Source organism: Campylobacter concisus (assembly GCF_003048985.1).
In the GTDB taxonomy this organism is placed as follows: Bacteria; Campylobacterota; Campylobacteria; order Campylobacterales; family Campylobacteraceae; genus Campylobacter_A; species Campylobacter_A concisus_AY.
In genome coordinates, this window is sequence record NZ_PIRS01000010.1 from 23029 (window position 1) to 39097 (window position 16069).

Consider the following 16069-nt stretch of genomic DNA (forward strand, 5'->3'; position numbering starts at 1 on the left):
TCACTGCTAAATTTACTCTTTTATCTCAAATGCAAATGTAGCTTTTGCTTTTTCTTCATCACATATCTTTGGATCACTAAAGGCAAATTTATAGACCGCTTCAAGCATCCACTTGCCTGGTTTTAATGCTAGTACCTCGGTAGTGCCATCATCTTCAGTTTCACCATGAAAAGCACTCTTTTCTTTTAAAAATCCCTCAAACGTTCCATTTACAACAGCTTCTTTTAGCGGCTTGCCCTCAAAGAGCACCTTTACTTTAAATGGCACGCCCACCTTGAAATTTGCAGGATTATCAAGTGGAACGATCTCTAGGCGCTGATGGGCTGGATTTGTGACAAAAACATCTTTTGCATTTAAATTTATTATGCCCTTTGCACTCATCGTCGCATGCCTGCAAAATTTAGCCCCTTTTATATCCTTTTTATTCTTATTCATGTGCCAAGTACCATCGCTAGCCTCCGTCCAAAAAGTAGGCTTGTATTCGCCTATGATAAGATAGGTGCCGTCCTCTAGCTTAGCTCTTTCATAGTGGTAGTTCTCGCCACTTTGTTTTAGGCTGAGCTTTTCACCGCTTTTTGTAAGGATATAAGGAGTCTCGAAGTTGTTCACCCTTTTTTCATCGATCTTTTCAGGATTTGGAAAGTCATGCCCAAAGCCGATATCGACACTTGTCAGCTCTTTGCTATCTCCTAGCAGCCAAAAGTCGTGAGCCAAAGCATGGCTAGAAAAAGCCGCCAACACCAAAAATGCAAATAAATTTCTCTTCATAAATTCTCCTTTGGAATTAAAATGTATATTTCACGCCGATGCCAAATACTCTGCCGTCGCCATAGGTCGCAAGGACGTTTCTACCCTTGTCTCTAGCGTAAGAGAAGTACTCTTTGTTGGTTAAATTTTTTACATAAAAGTATATGTCAAAGCTGTCTTTCAAGTAGCCGACCTTTGTATCGATCGTGCTGTAGCTCTTTTGATAAATTTCATTTTTTGCATCAAAAAATGTCTTACCGATCAAATTTGTATCAAGCCTCGCATAAAGCCCAAATGGCGCGTAGTATGATGCGCCTAAAGAGAGCTTATACTCAGGGTTGCGCTCAATCCTATTGCCTTTATTATTTGAGCCATCTTTGTTGAGGTAGTCGCCGTATTTTGTCTTAAGCAAACTAGCCGCAAAATTTAGTTCAAGCTCATTTGTCGCCCTTAAGACGCTCTCAAGCTCAACTCCCATTGATTTGGATTTTTTAGCGTTTGAAGTGGCATAAGAGTTTGGATTGGCTGGGTCGTTGTAGATGATGTGGGTATTTTTGATATCCATATAAAATACATCAGCCAAAAATCTCAAATTTTCATAAGCGCCCTTCACTCCGATCTCGTAGTTATCACTTGTTTGTGCCTTAAATTTATTATCTTCTACGCTGCCACCCATAGTGTAGAAGTTAAATCCACCAGCCAAATAGCCTTTTGAATACATCGCATAGATGTTTAAATTTTCGTTTATGTCGTATCCTAGTGCGACTTTTGGCAAAAAGGCGTTAAATTTAGCTTTTTCATCTAGCGAAAATTGCGGCGCGCCTTTGTTTGAGCCCATGTTATAAGAGTAATAATCAACCTTTGTGTGTTTTCTTATTTGTTGAACCCTTGCGCCAAGCATTAGATCAAGCCTGCTAGTAAGAGGGTAGGTTATCTGACCAAAAGTAGAGGCTGTTTTGGAGCTGGTAGTTGAAGGCTAGTCTTCGATCACTGTGTTGCCAGTGTCTTTATACTGATCGCCCGAGCTTTTAAAATTTTGCTTCTCATCTTCTAGGTAAATTCCTCCGACCCATTTTATCTCTTGCTCGTCATTGCTACTTAGCCTAAGCTCTTGCGAGAGTGTATTGTCTTTTAAATTTAAAAAGGTGATTAAGCCGTTATGGTCAGGGTCTAGGTAGGTTTTCTTGCTACCAAAATCCTCATCATAAATGCCATCTTTTCTAACTTCTCGGTAGGTTGTGGTTGATGTTAGATCAAATTTGTCAAACTCGTATTTAAGATCGATCGCGCCTTGGTTGGATCGCTGTTTAACGTAGGCGTCATTTTCAAGATCGATGTGCTTAGCGTCATTCTTTTTTATGCTAAAAAACTGAGACTTTGCTATCAAAAGATCATCAAGGGATTTGTCTTTGCGATTAAAAAAGTCGCCGTAAAGCTTGATGCTTAGCCTATCTATTGGAACGATCTTTAAATTTAGTCCAAGATTATAGTTTTGCTTGCCGTTTGCGTATTTAGAATTTAGATCGTTTACGATCCAGCCATTTTGCTTTGAAACTGATCCATTTAAGCCAAGAAATAGCTTATCAGGGATGAGAGCACCACTTGCGTCAAATGTTGCTAGGCGGTATTTTCTAGTGCCATACTCCAAGCCAGCGCCACCGTGCCAGTCATTGCTAGGCTCTTTTAATACGACATTTATGACGCCTCCTATTGAATCTTTACCATAAATCGTACTACTTGGACCTCTTAAAATTTCAACTCTTTCGATGTTTGAAAGAGGGATGTAAGAGGCGTCTTTATTGCTTTGAGCCACACCCCCAACATAGATAGTCACTGGGTTTGAGCTAGTAAATATCGAAGGATTAAGCCCTCTTGTGCTGATGCCCTCATACATTCCAGTTTGCCCGTTCATGTTTGGCACGGATTTTAAAAGCTCGCTTACATTTTTTATCCCTTTTTCCTCAAGCTCGGTGCCATTTATCACATCGATACTTTGTGGGACGTCTTTTAAATTTTGACTGATTTTATTTGCTGTTACCTCCACGCCCTCAAGCGTGACCTCTTGTGCCTCAAGCGCCTGGCTCGCTGTAAAAGCTACCAATAGAGCCGAAAAATACAAAACTTTCAAGATAAACTCCTAGTTTTAAATTTAACAAACAATATAAATAATTAAAAATAAAGAACGCTAAAAAATACAAAATGCAGAGACAACAAAGTTATGAAATTATATCAAAATAATAATCATTGTCAATATAAAAAATTTAAGATAAAATTTATTTTTACAAAAAGTTTTTAAATTTTGTACTTGGAATTAATTTAATTTTTATATTTTTGGCTCCAGCGCCTGCGCGCCGATGGCTAGAAGCGGAAGTAAAAATAGAAATTTTAGGATTTTCACGGTTTTTCCTGCTTTGTTTGATTTGGGTAATTTTAAAATTTGAAGCTAAATTTAAGATGAAAACAGGCTAAAATCCGTTATCTGTTTTTGTTTCTTAATAATTAATTCGCAAGTTGGTTTTTGATAATATTTCACAAATATGTATTTAAAATGTAAAGGTGCCAAATATGGATGTAAACATAGAAGAGCTATTAAATTCAAAACGAGATTTGAGCGAAGAAGAGTTTAATGAAAACCCAGAGCTAGCATATCTTGTAGACAATTTCGGTTTTGATGTTCTAAGGGACAAAATTTTTATTGCGGATGACTGGTATATTTTGGATCAAGTTACGTTAGGGAGTCGTGTTAATAAAATTACGACTCCTTATTTTAGTAATCCATCATATGATAGTGTTAATTTTATTGACTATATAAAAAATGCAAAAACAAAAATTTTATTCGATAGTTGTACTCTACATTGTTCTCCAGTAGCTGATACGGTAGTAGAAATTAATACAGATATTATTTTTAATAATTGTATTAGCACAAGTACTAATGTAAAAGCAATTCACGGGTACATATTTAAAAAAAGGGTTTATCTAAATAACTCAAATATTAATTTTACAGATTGCACCTTTGAAGATGATTTTAAATGCGAAAATGCAAATTTTGATGTTGATTTTTCTCAAAGCAAATTTCTTAAAAATTTTACGTTTCACTTGCTACAAAGTCACAATATAAACTTTGAAGGCGCTCTATTTTATGCAAATGCATCATTTAAAGTAATACAAAAAATCGAAAGCGCAAATTTTTACCAAGCAAATTTTAAAAACACGGTAAGTTTTTCACCAATACGATTCGGCGACGGTCTTGTCAATTTTAGCAAAGCTAAATTTGATAAAGCTGTGTCATTTTATAGATGTACCTTTGGCGGCGAGACTAAATTTAATGGCGCCATATTTGGCGGTATAGCAAAATTTACTAGAGTGACATTTAATAATACAGTAAATTTTGATAAAGCAAATTTTAAAAATGAATCACGATTTTGTAAAACACAATTTAGTAAAACTGCGATACTAAAAGAAACAATATTCAAAAATAAAGCTAACTTTTCAAATGCAGTATTTAACGAAAAAACATATTTTACAAATGCTATTTTTGAAGCAGATACAGACTTTAGTTCTACTGCTTTTAACGATGAGGCACGGTTTTTTGATACGGACTTTAAAGATATAGCGACTTTTGAAAATACAAAATTTGAAGGGAAAGCAAACTTCAAAACAGACAAAAATCTTACTTTTGGGAAAGATGCAAATTTTAGCAATACGACTTTTCAAGATAATGCTTATTTTAATAATAGAGTTTTTGAGGATTTTGTCGATCTTCGCGAGAGTGATTTTAAAAGAGTTGCTTGCTTTTACGGTGCGATTTTTAAAAAGCCAGTTAATTTCTCATCAATTATTTTTAATGGTGCTTTAAATTTTGTAAATGCAAAAACAGATTTTACTTACGAAGAGCTTAAAAAGTTTATCGAGGATACAAGTACCAATAATATAGAAAAATGCATAAGTGCAACAAATGATTTTAGGGACGGGTTTAGACTCATGAAACACGCTTTAAATAACAAAGGTAATGCGCTAGACGCAAGCTTGTTTCACCGCCTAGAGCTATACTGTAAAGAGCTGGAGCTAGAATTTGCTCTTGAAGACATAAAGGCTAAAAATAGTAAAACTTGCAATGAAGTAAAAGCTACAAAAGAGCCAAAAGATACAACTAAAAATAAAAATAGTATTGAGCTCTTTTTTGACTTGATAACGCTAAAGTTATATAGAAATACCAGTGATCATCACACAAATTTATTTAAGATAATAAACTTTACTATTCTAAGTATTGCTGTGTATGGATTGTCTTTTTGGGTTTTAGATGATTTTTTGTTGAAAGCAATGATTGATAGTCCTAAAATATTGATGCTGTTGTTACTGTCTATTTTTCTAATTGGATTACTAGTATGTTTATTGTATTTTGTTGTGAAATATAAAATACTGTGGGTAACTGTACCGATAGGAATTGTTGCATATGTAAGTTTCATTACACCAGGCTTAGTTAGTGCTTTTGACTATTCTATTTATGTTATTGTTTTTATACTTTTATATGTGACATTATATGCTTTGTCGTTTTATTTATTTAGATTTAGCTTTGTGCGTTTTATGACATATCTAATTTTTATGGCTATCTTTTTGGATAAACCCGTATTAATAACGCCGTTTATTGGTATTTTTACATCAGAAAAAATAGCAGAAAGTAAATTTGAAGAATACATAGTAAAATACAATAATAATAGCTTGGATGATATGCTTCTGGATGCAAATTTTATCAATATAAAAGCAGAAAATAAGATCAATTTTATAGCTAAAAATAGAAAAATGATTTTAGAAAGATTGGATAATAGCAGAACAAACACTCCGTTAATTGATTTTGTGAAAAAATACATCAAATGCTCCAAAGAATCTATGGATCATAATGCTAGCTGTAAAATTTTACATGAAACTACTAAAAAAACGTATGAAAAGGTTCTAAATGCTCTAAAATACGATGAAGCAATGCAATCAATACAAAAAAGCGCAAATTTACTTTATGCTTTTATTATGCTACTTGTCGTTTATTCACTTACAAAAACTGCACGTAGAAATTCTATAGTGCCTAGCTAGAGATTTATGTAGCTATTAGTGGCAGTAATAAAGGGAATAATCCTTTTGCTTGCTTCTTAAATATATATTGGCGAAATTTGGCGGCTTCTTTATTTTAGATTTTGCCGTTTGCGATAATAGACAAGTAAATTGGGCTAATTAAGAGAGATAAATTTGGCCATCTCTTAATGTATCCGCTACAGCTCGCCATTCGCACATGAGCCTTTCAAGGCTAAATTTAGCATTTGCAGGGCTAGTTGATGGTAGTTTTATCACTTCATTTTTTGTCGCTTTTATGATCTCATCTTCTAAGTATTTTTTACAAATTTCATAAGCTTTGCCACCGTTTGCATAAACTTGCCTGATCTTTGCCTCTTTAAATAAAGGCTTTAAATTTACAGGTATGATCTTGCTCATTTTTGCGTCGCTTGAGCCCTCTATCTCGCACGATATCGCAGCGTCATATATCGCGATGTGGTGAGAGAGTAGAAATTTTATCTTTTCATCCTTACTTTTTGGCACAGCAGCGTTTAATATCCCAGCCAGCACTCGCCAAAAGCGGTTTTGCGGATTTGTATAGTAAAAGCCAAATTTACGAGAGATGACAGATGGAAATGAGCCTAGGATCAAAATTTTAGAGTTTTTATCAAAGATTGGCTTAAAAGGGTGCATTTGGCTCATATTTCACCTTTTAAATTTAAAGAAATTTTCTCTTGCCGCTTAAATTTGGCAAGAGAAATTTAAATTTATTCAGCACTTTGCGCAGCTTCGCTGCTCTCTATTTCGTCGCTAAAGTCTGCTAGGCTTAGGCGTTTTAGCTGGCGGTAGCGTCTTTGTGCGTCAGCTTTGTTTTTAGCTAGTAACTCGTCTGCGTGCTCAGGGTTGGTCTTCTTAAGCGAGTTGTAGCGAACTTCGTTTAGCAAAAACTCTTCATAAAGCGACCAGTCAGGCTCTTTTGAGGTGATTTTGAGCGGATTTTGCCCCTCTTTTAAAAGGCGCGGATCGTATAGATATGTCGGCCAGTATCCGCATTTTGTGGCGAGCTCGCCTTGGCCGCCTGACTGCGATAAGCCGCCTTTGATGCCGTGAGCGATGCACGGAGAGTAGGCGATGATGAGGCTTGGGCCATCATACGCTTCGGCCGCTGCGATCGCTTTTATCACGTTTGCTTGGCTCGCGTTTGAGTTGATCTGCGCTACGAAAATGTTACCGTAAGTCATCGCGATGTAGCCAAGGTCCTTTTTCTGAGCTGGCTTGCCACTAGCCGTAAATTGCGCTATCGAGCCTGCGCGGCTTGATTTTGAGCTTTGACCGCCAGTGTTTGAATAAACTTCGGTGTCAAGCACTAGCACATTTACGTTCTCACCGCTTGCTAGCACGTGGTCAAGTCCGCCAAAGCCGATGTCATACGCCCAGCCGTCGCCACCGATAATCCATTGCGACTTCTTGACGAGAAATTTCTTAAGCTCTAAAATTTCTTTAACGCCTGGTGCGCTTAAATTTTGCTCTAAAATAGGCAATAAATTTTTCGTGATCTCTTGCGTTTTTTCGCCGTCATTTTTGAAATTTATCCAGTCGTTGTAAAGCGCTGAAAGTGCGTTTGGCACGCTATCTATGTTATTTCTCATTATATCTTCGATGCGGTGGCGCATGGTCTCCATCGCTACGTTCATACCCATGCCAAACTCTGCGTTATCTTCAAATAGCGAATTTGCCCAAGCAACGCCCTTGCCTTCGTCATTTGTGGTGTATGGAGTAGATGGGGCTGAGCCGCCATATATCGAGCTACAACCAGTCGCGTTTGCCACGATCATGCGCTCGCCAAAGAGCCTTGTTATAAGCGTGATATACGGAGTTTCGCCACATCCCGGGCAAGCGCCGTGGAATTCAAAGAGCGGCTTAGCAAAGCCAACGCCTTTAACGCTCTCTTTGTTCATTAGATCGTCTTTGTAAGCGACCTTTTTAAATAGATAATCAGCGTTTTCTTGCTCGTTTTTGCCTAGCTCTTCTTCAAGCGGCACCATGACGAGCGATTTTTCTTTGCTTGGGCAGTTTTGCGCGCACAGCTCGCAGCCGGTGCAGTCTAGCGGGCTTACTTGGATTTTATATTTTAGTCCCTTGACCTCTTTGCCTTTGGCCTCTAGGTTATGCTCTTTTACGCCATCTGGGGCTGCGCTAAGCTCGTTTTCGTCTATTAAAAATGGCCTGATTACAGCGTGCGGGCAGACAAATGCGCACTGGTTGCACTGGATGCAGTTTTGCTCGATCCATTTTGGCACCATTACGCCAACGCCGCGTTTCTCGTAAGCCGTCGTGCCAGCTTCGAAGTGGCCATCCTCGTAGCCTATGAAGGCTGAGACTGGTAGGCTGTCACCGCGAGCCGCATTTATCGGTTTTACGACGTTTTCGATGAAGCTGTTGCCGATATATTTTTCATCTTTTTGCTCATCATCTGCTAAATTTGCCCACGCAGGATCGACTGGCACCTTGATAAGGCCATTTGCGCCAACGTCGATAGCGTTATAGTTCATCTGCACGATCGCCTCGCCTTTTTTAGCGTAGGCTTTGTGCGCGTACTCTTTCATATATTTTTGCGCATCTTCAAATGGTATGATGTCTGCAAGCTTGAAAAATGCCGACTGCATTATGGTATTTGTGCGGTTTTTAAGTCCGATGTTGTGTGCTAGCTTTGTTGCGTTTATGATGTAGAAATTTATATTTTTGCTAGCTAAAATTTTCTTAACTTTATTTGGCAGTTTGGCTATGGTCTGCTCCGCGTCCCAGATAGAGTTTAGTAAAAATGTGCCGTTTTCTCTGATGCCGTCAATCACATCGTAAATTTCAAGATATGCGGCGACTGAGCATGCTACAAAGTGCGGGTTTGAGACGAGATAGGTCGAGCGGATCGGCTTTTTGCCAAAGCGAAGGTGCGAGCGTGTGTAACCGCCTGATTTTTTACTATCGTAGGCAAAATATGCCTGCGCGTAAAGATCAGTCTTATCGCCGATGATCTTAATAGAATTTTTGTTTGCGCCCACGGTGCCATCAGCTCCAAGGCCGTAAAATAAGCACTCTTTAACGCTCTCATCGCTTAGTGAAATTTTCTCTCCAGTCGGTAGCGAGGTAAAAGTGACGTCATCGACGATACCCACTGTAAAGCCATCTTTTGGCTCACTTTGGTTTAAATTTTCAAATACAGCTAGCATCTGTGCAGGATCGACGTCCTTTGAACTTAGGCCGTATCTGCCGCCAACTATGATCGGGGCGTCCTTTTGGCCGTAAAATGCAGCTTTTATATCAAGATATAGTGGCTCGCCAAGGCTGCCAGGCTCTTTTGTGCGGTCAAGAACGGCTATTTTTTTCACGCTCTTTGGCATCACGTCAAAGAGATACTTCGTGCTAAATGGGCGGTACAAATGCACCTTGATGATGCCCACATTTTCGCCTTTTGCGTTTAGATAATCAACGACCTCTTCAAGAGTTTGCGTCACTGAGCCAATAGCTACGACGACACGAGTAGCCTCAGGGTCGCCGTAGTAGTTAAATGGCTTGTAGTCTCTACCAGTGATCTTTGAAATTTCAGCTAAGTAGTTTGCTACGATGTCTGGCACTGCGTCATAAAAGCGGTTGCTTAACTCTCTTGTTTGAAAGTAGATATCATCATTTTGCGCTGTGCCTCTTGTTTTTGGGCTCTCTGGATTTAGCGCTTCGTCTCTAAATTTTTGTAGCGCCTCTCTGTCAAGGAGTCTGTCAAAGTGCGCGTAGTCCATCACTTCTACTTTTTGAATTTCATGGCTCGTTCTAAAGCCGTCAAAGAAGTGTAAAAATGGCACTCTGCCCTTGATCGCTGCTAAATGCGCTACGCCAGCGATATCCATCACCTCTTGCACTGAGCCGCTTGCTAGCATAGCAAAGCCAGTTTGGCGACAGGCGTAGATGTCTTGGTGGTCGCCAAATATTGAAAGTGCCTGTGCCGCAAGCGAACGAGCTGAGACGTGGATGACGCCAGGGAGGAGCTGGCCTGCTATCTTATACATATTTGGAATTTTTAAAAGAAGGCCTTGAGAAGCTGTGTAGGTCGTAGTTAGGGCGCCAACTTGTAGTGAGCCATGCACCGTGCCAGCTGCACCGCCTTCGCTTTGCATCTCGACTACTTTTACCGGCATACCAAATAAATTTTTCTTGCCCTGCGCTGCCCAAAGGTCAGTGTAGTCAGCCATAGGCGAGCTAGGAGTGATAGGGTAAATTCCAGCTACTTCGGTAAATGCGTATGATGCGTAAGCTGCGGCCTCGTTTCCGTCCATAGTTTTCATTATTTTTGACATATTTCCGCCTTAAAATTATCTTAAAAATGGCTTTATTATAAAGAAATAATCCAAAATTTGTCATTAATCTCTATCATTAAAAAATTAAAATTTATAAATAACTAAGATGTAAGTCAAATTTTAATATTGTAAGGGTAAAGTAAAAAAGGATGAAATTTTGATAAATATTCATAAAATAGCCTATCTAAGGGTTATTGCGCTAGCTTTTGCAGCTTTTATATTTAATACAACTGAGTTCGTGCCGGTGCCGCTTTTGAGCGACATAGCAAAGGATTTTGGCATGAGTACGGCTGATACTGGGCTCATCATCACGATATATGCGTGGAGTGTGACGATACTTTCGCTACCTTTTATGTTGCTAACTGCAAATTTAGAGCGAAGGTCGCTACTTTTAAAGGTTTTTATCATTTTTGTCGCTTCTCACGCACTTTGCGCTGTTGCTTGGAATTTTACTGTTTTAGTCATAGCTCGCGTGCTAATAGCCATCTCACACGCCATATTTTGGTCGATCACCGCCTCGCTTGCTGTTAGGGTGGCACCTATCAATAAAAGCTCGCAAGCCCTGGGACTTTTAGCACTTGGCACATCAATGGCGATGATACTTGGCTTGCCACTTGGCAGGATTTTAGGTGATAGCTTGGGCTGGCGTGTCACATTTGGGCTCATAGGGATCTTTGCTGTGGGCGTTGGCGCTTGGCTATATAAAATTTTGCCACTTTTGCCTAGCAAAAACTCAGGCTCGCTAAAGAGTTTGCCAGAGCTTGCAAGAAATGGCTTCTTGATGGTGATATTTTTGCTAACTGCTATCGTTATCAGTGCGCATTTTAGCACTTATAGCTACATTGAACCATTTGCTAAAGACATAAGCGGCTTTGATGGTAAATTTATCACCATATTTTTGCTTTTATTTGGCGTAGCCGGTATCGTAACAAGCGTGCTTTTCTCTAAATTTTATAAGCTCATACCAAATGCTTTTACAGCTACCTCAATAGCTATCATTTTAGCTTGCCTGCTGACGTTAAATTTTATCGCTACAAATGAGAGCTTTATGCTTGCGCTTGCCTTTATCTGGGGGCTTGGCATAGCTGGGATAAATATGAGCTTTCAGATCAAGGTGCTAAATTTAGCCTCAAATGCCACGGACGCTGCGATGGCGATATATTCAGCCATTTATAATATCGGCATAGGAGCTGGCGCGCTAATAGGACATCAAACGATAGTTCATCTTGGCGAGCAAAATATCGGCAACGTTGGCAGCCTTTTTGCAGCGGCTGGACTTGTCATCTTTCTCGTTGCAGCGGTTAAATTTAAAAAGGCTGAGTAAATTTAGCCTTTTTTAAAAACCAAAAACGTTACAAATTTCTACAAATAAGTGATAATAAATATCATAACTAAGAATAATTTTAGCTAAGCTTTTTTATAATCGTTATCAGAAAACGAATAAATTTTAGGAGCTTGTTATGTCAGTTTTAGTTATCGGAGCAGATGAGATCACGCCTATTAAGGCTGTTTTGCATGATTTGGGAGCTGAGAAGATAGAGCACTGGGACGCTAGAAACGAAAACCGCGTAAATCGCAAGCCGATCCCACAAGATACTGAGTGCGTGGTGATGCTAACTAGCTTTTTAAACCACAATACGATGAAGACTATTAAAACTCAAGCGAAAAAGAGAAATATCCCTATCGTTTGTGCAAAAAGAAGCGTTAGTTGCGTATTTTGCGAGTATTGTAAGGTCTTTGGCCTAGATAAGGAATTTGGATGCAAAGAATAATCGATGAAGTTCGGATTTTTATCAGATATTGGCGAAATAACTCCAAGTATTTTTGCAAAGCTTGACAAGCTTTCGCGTGCAAAAATTTTTATCGCACTTTATAATGTTGGCGTAGAGAGCGAGCTAAAGATACCGCTTTCTTACGCTAAATTTCTAAATTTCAAAGACATTTTTGAGGCTAGGATAAATTTCTTACTGCGTGATAAATTTTTAAATTTCAAACCAGTTGATAGCTTTTGCATACCTTCAAACGTCGTTATAAATGCTTATTTGAAAAATAATTTTAAAGGGTTGAGATTTGTAGCAAAAGAGCCAAAGATGGCAGCTGCAAAGATGATAAAGATGCTTTATAGAAGCGGAGAATTTGAGTTTTTCATTGATGCAGCGCAGATGTTTTGTCAGTTTGTTTATGATAAAATACGCCTCCGCCATCAGGACAAAGAGATCGTGCTAAATGGTGGTGTCATCTCGGTCAAAAAAGATGGCAAAAATTTACTCAGCGTCATGCCAAGCTTTAAAAAAGTGAGCTTTGATGATATGAGAAATTTAAACGACGACATCGATGCAGCCGTTTGCGCGCTTGGTCACGAGTGCGAGATGGTCTATATCGTTTGCCCTAGAAATGAGGAATTTAGGCGGCACGTTGAGGTTAGACACTGCTTTGCAAGAGGGTGCATAAAGCTCGTGCCTTATACGATTATTAGTAAAATTTTTTAAAAAGGATAAAAATGATAGGTATAGTTTATGGAAGCAGCATGGGAAATACTGAAGATGCAGCAAAACTTATAAGCGAGAGCTTGGGACTTGAAAACGAGCTTTTAAACGTCTCTGACGTGGACGCAGCAAAAATAAATAGCTTTGATAAGCTCATCCTTGGCACATCGACTTGGGGTAGCGGCGATCTTCAAGATGACTGGGACGCGTTTGATTTTAAAGCGTTAAATTTAAGCGGCAAAACGGTCGCTGTTTTTGGCATGGGCGATAGCGAGAGCTACTCTGATGAGTACTGTAACGGCATGGCAAAGCTTTACGATGAGGTCGTAAAAGCAGGTGCAAAAGTAGTTGGCGAAGTTAGCACTGATGGATATACATTTGATGGCTCTGATGCCGTAAGAAATGGTAAATTTGTAGGTCTAGCGCTTGATGCTGATAACCAGAGCGACAAAACTGAGGGTAGAATTTCAGCTTGGATCGAGCAGATAAAACCATACTTTATTTAATTCAAATTTAGCTAGATCTTCTAGCTAAATTCTCTCTTTAAATTTAACAAAACAAATTAAAAAAGCGCCTCACCCCTCTAAAAGTGAGACCGCTTCGCCATTTTTGCTATCTGGCACGTTTGCAAGCTTGTCTAGCGCTTTATTTATCTATATTTAAGCTTGTCGTGAGCTATTTTAAATTTGCTTTGCCAACACGGTCAAATTTAGCGTAGATAATCACAGAGATAACGATGATCGCGCCGTAAATCATACGAGTATAAAAGGCGTCAAAACCCATAGCCACGATACCACTCTCCATTATGCCTATGATAACCGAGCCTATTAGCGTGCCATAGACGCTTCCACTTCCGCCATTTACGCCAGTTCCTCCCAAAAATATCGCCGCAAAGACAAGGAGCATATATCCATCACCCTGCGTCGGCCACCAGTTGATAAACTCTAAGCTCAAGATAACGCCAGCTAGTGCGCTCATCACTCCTGTGTTGATAAAGAGTAGGTATTTTGCCTTGTCTACGTCCACGCCTAGCATTTTGGCGGCCTTTTGGTTGTCGCCGGTAAAGAGTATGCCATCGCCAAATTTATGCCTAAATATCACTATATATGTCAAAAATGCTATCACTACGGCTATGATGGACTGAGCTGGGATACCAAATACACGCCCTATTAAAAGCTCTTTTATCGCTCCTTCAGCTGTGGCTAAAGATAGGGCTAGTCCGCCGCTAGCCACGGTAGCTAGGCCTCGCCAGAAAAACTGAGTGCCGATAGTGGCTATGATAGATGGGATGCGCGCGTTTATGACTAAAAAGGCATTTAAAGCACCGCAAGCACCGCCCACAGCCAAACTTACCACTAGAGAAAGAGCCAGACTGGAGCTAAATTTAAAGATATAGGCAAAGACAAAGCCGCTTATCGCCATAACTGACGGAAAGCTCATATCAAATTCGCCCGCAATTATGAGCGGCAAGAGTCCAAGCGCCAAAATAGCAATGATGGGTACACTAACAAGGTAGCTAAAATATATATTTTTTGACAAAAATACATCTGGGGCAAATGCTGCAAAGACGCCTAAAATAGCAAATAAAATTAGCGTGATGATCAAATTCTTACTCATAAAAGGCCTTATATAGCTCATCTATGCTAGATATATCGCTTCTTATCAGCACTTTTTGGCGTTTGCCACCGCGTAAAAATAGAAATTTATCCGCTAGATTAAAGGCTTGATGTAGGTCGTGAGTGATGATGATCGTGCTTAAATTTTGCTCTTTTAGTGACTTTAGATAGTCCATAAAGCGCTTGCTCTGATCTACCCCAAGCGCTGTTGTGGGCTCATCTAAGATCAAAATTTTAGAGCGAAAGTATATCGCCCTAGCGATCGCAAGCCCTTGTTTCTCGCCACCGCTTAAATTTTTTGCCTTGCTTGTGGCATCTAGTCCAACACCGCTAAATCCTAAAAATTCTTTTAAAATTTTATTTGCGATCTCTATCTCTTTTTTGGTATCTATGAGTCCAAATTTAGTTATGTGGCGAGTGGCGAAGATGTTGCGATAAATTTCTTGTTCGCTACCTAAAAAGCCCTCTTGAAAGACCACTTCTATCCCCATATTTCGCGCTTTTAGGAGGTTAAATTTATCCTTTTGGATAGGAGTATTTGAAATTTCAAATTTATCAAAACTATCAAATTTCTCATATCCGCAAAGGCATTTTATCAGAGTGGATTTCCCAGCTCCATTGTCGCCCAAAAGCGCTATAGTCTCGCCACTTTGCAAGTCAAAATCAACGCCTTTTAAAATTTGCGTGTTGCCAAAACTTTTAAAGGCGTTTTTTAGCTTGACTATCTTATCTGATGCCATTTTTTACTAGTGGCTCGATAAGATCGATGTTTTTAGATGTTATGAAACCGCCACCTGTATCTAGCGTAAAGCCAGAAAATGAGTATTTTTTATTCATCACGATCTGAAGAACACTAAAGTATCCTTGAAAAAATGGCTGAGCGTCAGCAACTAGGTCGATCGAGCCATCTTTGATACCAGCTATCGTTGCAGGTGAGAGCGAAAAGCCCGCGACATTTAGCTTCTCTTTGTCTAAATTTAAGCTTTTTAAAAACTGCGGTGATTGTGCTGTAAGTGCGCCGTGGTCAAGAACGACTAGCTTTGTGTCAGGGTGTTTTGCCATATATGCGCTAAATACGCTAAGCCCTAGGCTAGGGTCTTTGTTGATCTCAGGTGAAATTTCTATATATTCTACATTTAGTCCATTTTCTTTAAAGACTTCAAGCATGGCTTTTGCTCTAAGTCCGCGTGTTGGCTTGCTTAAAAGCCCCCAAACCATCACTTTTTCGCCTTTTTTGAGGTCAAATTTTCTGATAGCTTCGTTTGCCATAAGTTGGCCTGCTTTGTAGTTGTTGCTTCCTGCGTAGCCAAAACCATCTGCTTTAAATTCATTAAGGCTATTTGGTAGCTCGGTATCGATGCTAGTTACTGCTACTTTGCTCTCAAGCGCTTTTTTGATAAGTGGCTTATATAGCTCGTCGCCTGGGTGGCCCATGACTACGATGCCGCTAGGAGATGCAGCAAGAGCGGTTTTGAAATTTTCAACCATCTTGTTTGGATCCCACTCAGAGTACATAACTTTTAGATCGACGTTTAGATCTTTAGCCGCCGCTTTTGCGCCATTTGAAATGACCGTAGAGAAGTTATCTCCGACACTGCCTGCTTCAAAATATATCTTTATCTTATCTTCTGCACCGCAAATGCTGAGCAAAACCGCCAGTAGTAAAAACAACTTTTTCATTATTTTCTCCTTTTGTGAAAATTTAATCTCAAATTTAAATCAAAAAACTGCCCATAAAAAAATGAAATTTGCAAAAAGTAAAATTTAGAATAATTTATGCAAATGTTAGTCGCAACTGCGACCTGGGTAATATTTTGGCGCTATTTTATCA

General features: G+C 39.3%; 12 protein-coding genes and 1 pseudogene. 5 read left to right on the forward strand and 8 right to left on the reverse strand.

Features of this window, described 5'->3' with window-relative positions; all coding sequences use genetic code 11:
- Positions 1–12: 12 nt before the first annotated feature.
- The 3 genes and pseudogenes from CVS91_RS07450 to CVS91_RS07460 all read right to left on the reverse strand — a co-directional run bounded on the left by CVS91_RS07450 (position 13) and on the right by CVS91_RS07460 (position 2875).
- Complete coding sequence (locus CVS91_RS07450) at positions 13–768, reverse strand: DUF4198 domain-containing protein (RefSeq protein ID WP_107831346.1); 756 nt, start codon at positions 766–768, stop codon at positions 13–15.
- A gap of 16 nt (positions 769–784) precedes the next feature.
- Positions 785–1705 (reverse strand): annotated as a pseudogene (locus CVS91_RS07455) (TonB-dependent receptor); the annotation flags it as partial.
- 18 nt (positions 1706–1723) lie between these two features.
- Entirely contained in the window at positions 1724–2875 is a 1152-nt protein-coding gene (locus CVS91_RS07460; protein WP_159071407.1) for a TonB-dependent receptor plug domain-containing protein, read from the reverse strand.
- A 437-nt stretch (positions 2876–3312) separates the two neighbouring features.
- Here CVS91_RS07460 and CVS91_RS07465 point away from each other — a divergent pair, with 437 nt between their 5' ends.
- A complete protein-coding gene (locus CVS91_RS07465; protein ID WP_107831352.1) occupies positions 3313–5832 on the forward strand; it encodes a pentapeptide repeat-containing protein in 2520 nt (839 codons plus the stop codon).
- A 138-nt stretch (positions 5833–5970) separates the two neighbouring features.
- Here CVS91_RS07465 and CVS91_RS07470 read toward each other — a convergent pair whose 3' ends face one another.
- Both CVS91_RS07470 and nifJ read right to left on the reverse strand, forming a co-directional pair.
- Entirely contained in the window at positions 5971–6492 is a 522-nt protein-coding gene (locus tag CVS91_RS07470) for a DNA-deoxyinosine glycosylase (RefSeq protein ID WP_107831354.1), read from the reverse strand.
- A 65-nt stretch (positions 6493–6557) separates the two neighbouring features.
- Positions 6558–10136, reverse strand: a complete 3579-nt coding sequence (nifJ, locus tag CVS91_RS07475) for a pyruvate:ferredoxin (flavodoxin) oxidoreductase (RefSeq protein ID WP_107831356.1) — start codon at positions 10134–10136, stop codon at positions 6558–6560.
- A gap of 157 nt (positions 10137–10293) precedes the next feature.
- Between nifJ and CVS91_RS07480 the strand changes: the two genes are divergently transcribed.
- The 4 genes from CVS91_RS07480 to fldA all read left to right on the forward strand — a co-directional run bounded on the left by CVS91_RS07480 (position 10294) and on the right by fldA (position 13128).
- Complete coding sequence (locus CVS91_RS07480; RefSeq protein ID WP_107831358.1) at positions 10294–11460, forward strand: sugar transporter; 1167 nt, start codon at positions 10294–10296, stop codon at positions 11458–11460.
- Between the two features lie 136 nt (positions 11461–11596).
- On the forward strand, positions 11597–11908 hold the full coding sequence (locus CVS91_RS07485) for a DUF2325 domain-containing protein (protein WP_002939277.1): 312 nt from the start codon (positions 11597–11599) through the stop codon (positions 11906–11908).
- 3 nt (positions 11909–11911) lie between these two features.
- The gene (locus CVS91_RS07490) at positions 11912–12625 is read left to right on the forward strand and encodes a UDP-N-acetylmuramate--alanine ligase (protein ID WP_107831360.1); all 714 of its coding nucleotides are present in this window, start codon (positions 11912–11914) and stop codon (positions 12623–12625) included.
- Between the two features lie 11 nt (positions 12626–12636).
- A complete protein-coding gene (gene fldA / locus CVS91_RS07495) occupies positions 12637–13128 on the forward strand; it encodes a flavodoxin FldA (protein ID WP_107831362.1) in 492 nt (163 codons plus the stop codon).
- A gap of 169 nt (positions 13129–13297) precedes the next feature.
- Here fldA and CVS91_RS07500 read toward each other — a convergent pair whose 3' ends face one another.
- Genes CVS91_RS07500 through CVS91_RS07510 form a run of 3 tightly spaced genes read right to left on the reverse strand, consistent with a single transcriptional unit; the run spans position 13298 to position 15918 of the window.
- Positions 13298–14239 (reverse strand): ABC transporter permease, encoded by a 942-nt coding sequence (locus CVS91_RS07500; protein ID WP_159071408.1) that lies wholly within the window; start codon positions 14237–14239, stop codon positions 13298–13300.
- Complete coding sequence (locus tag CVS91_RS07505; RefSeq protein WP_107831366.1) at positions 14232–14978, reverse strand: ATP-binding cassette domain-containing protein; 747 nt, start codon at positions 14976–14978, stop codon at positions 14232–14234. The genes CVS91_RS07500 and CVS91_RS07505 overlap by 8 nt, the downstream gene beginning before the upstream one ends.
- A complete protein-coding gene (locus tag CVS91_RS07510; RefSeq protein ID WP_107831368.1) occupies positions 14965–15918 on the reverse strand; it encodes a substrate-binding domain-containing protein in 954 nt (317 codons plus the stop codon). Before CVS91_RS07510 ends, CVS91_RS07505 begins: the two co-directional genes overlap by 14 nt.
- Positions 15919–16069 lie beyond the last annotated feature (151 nt).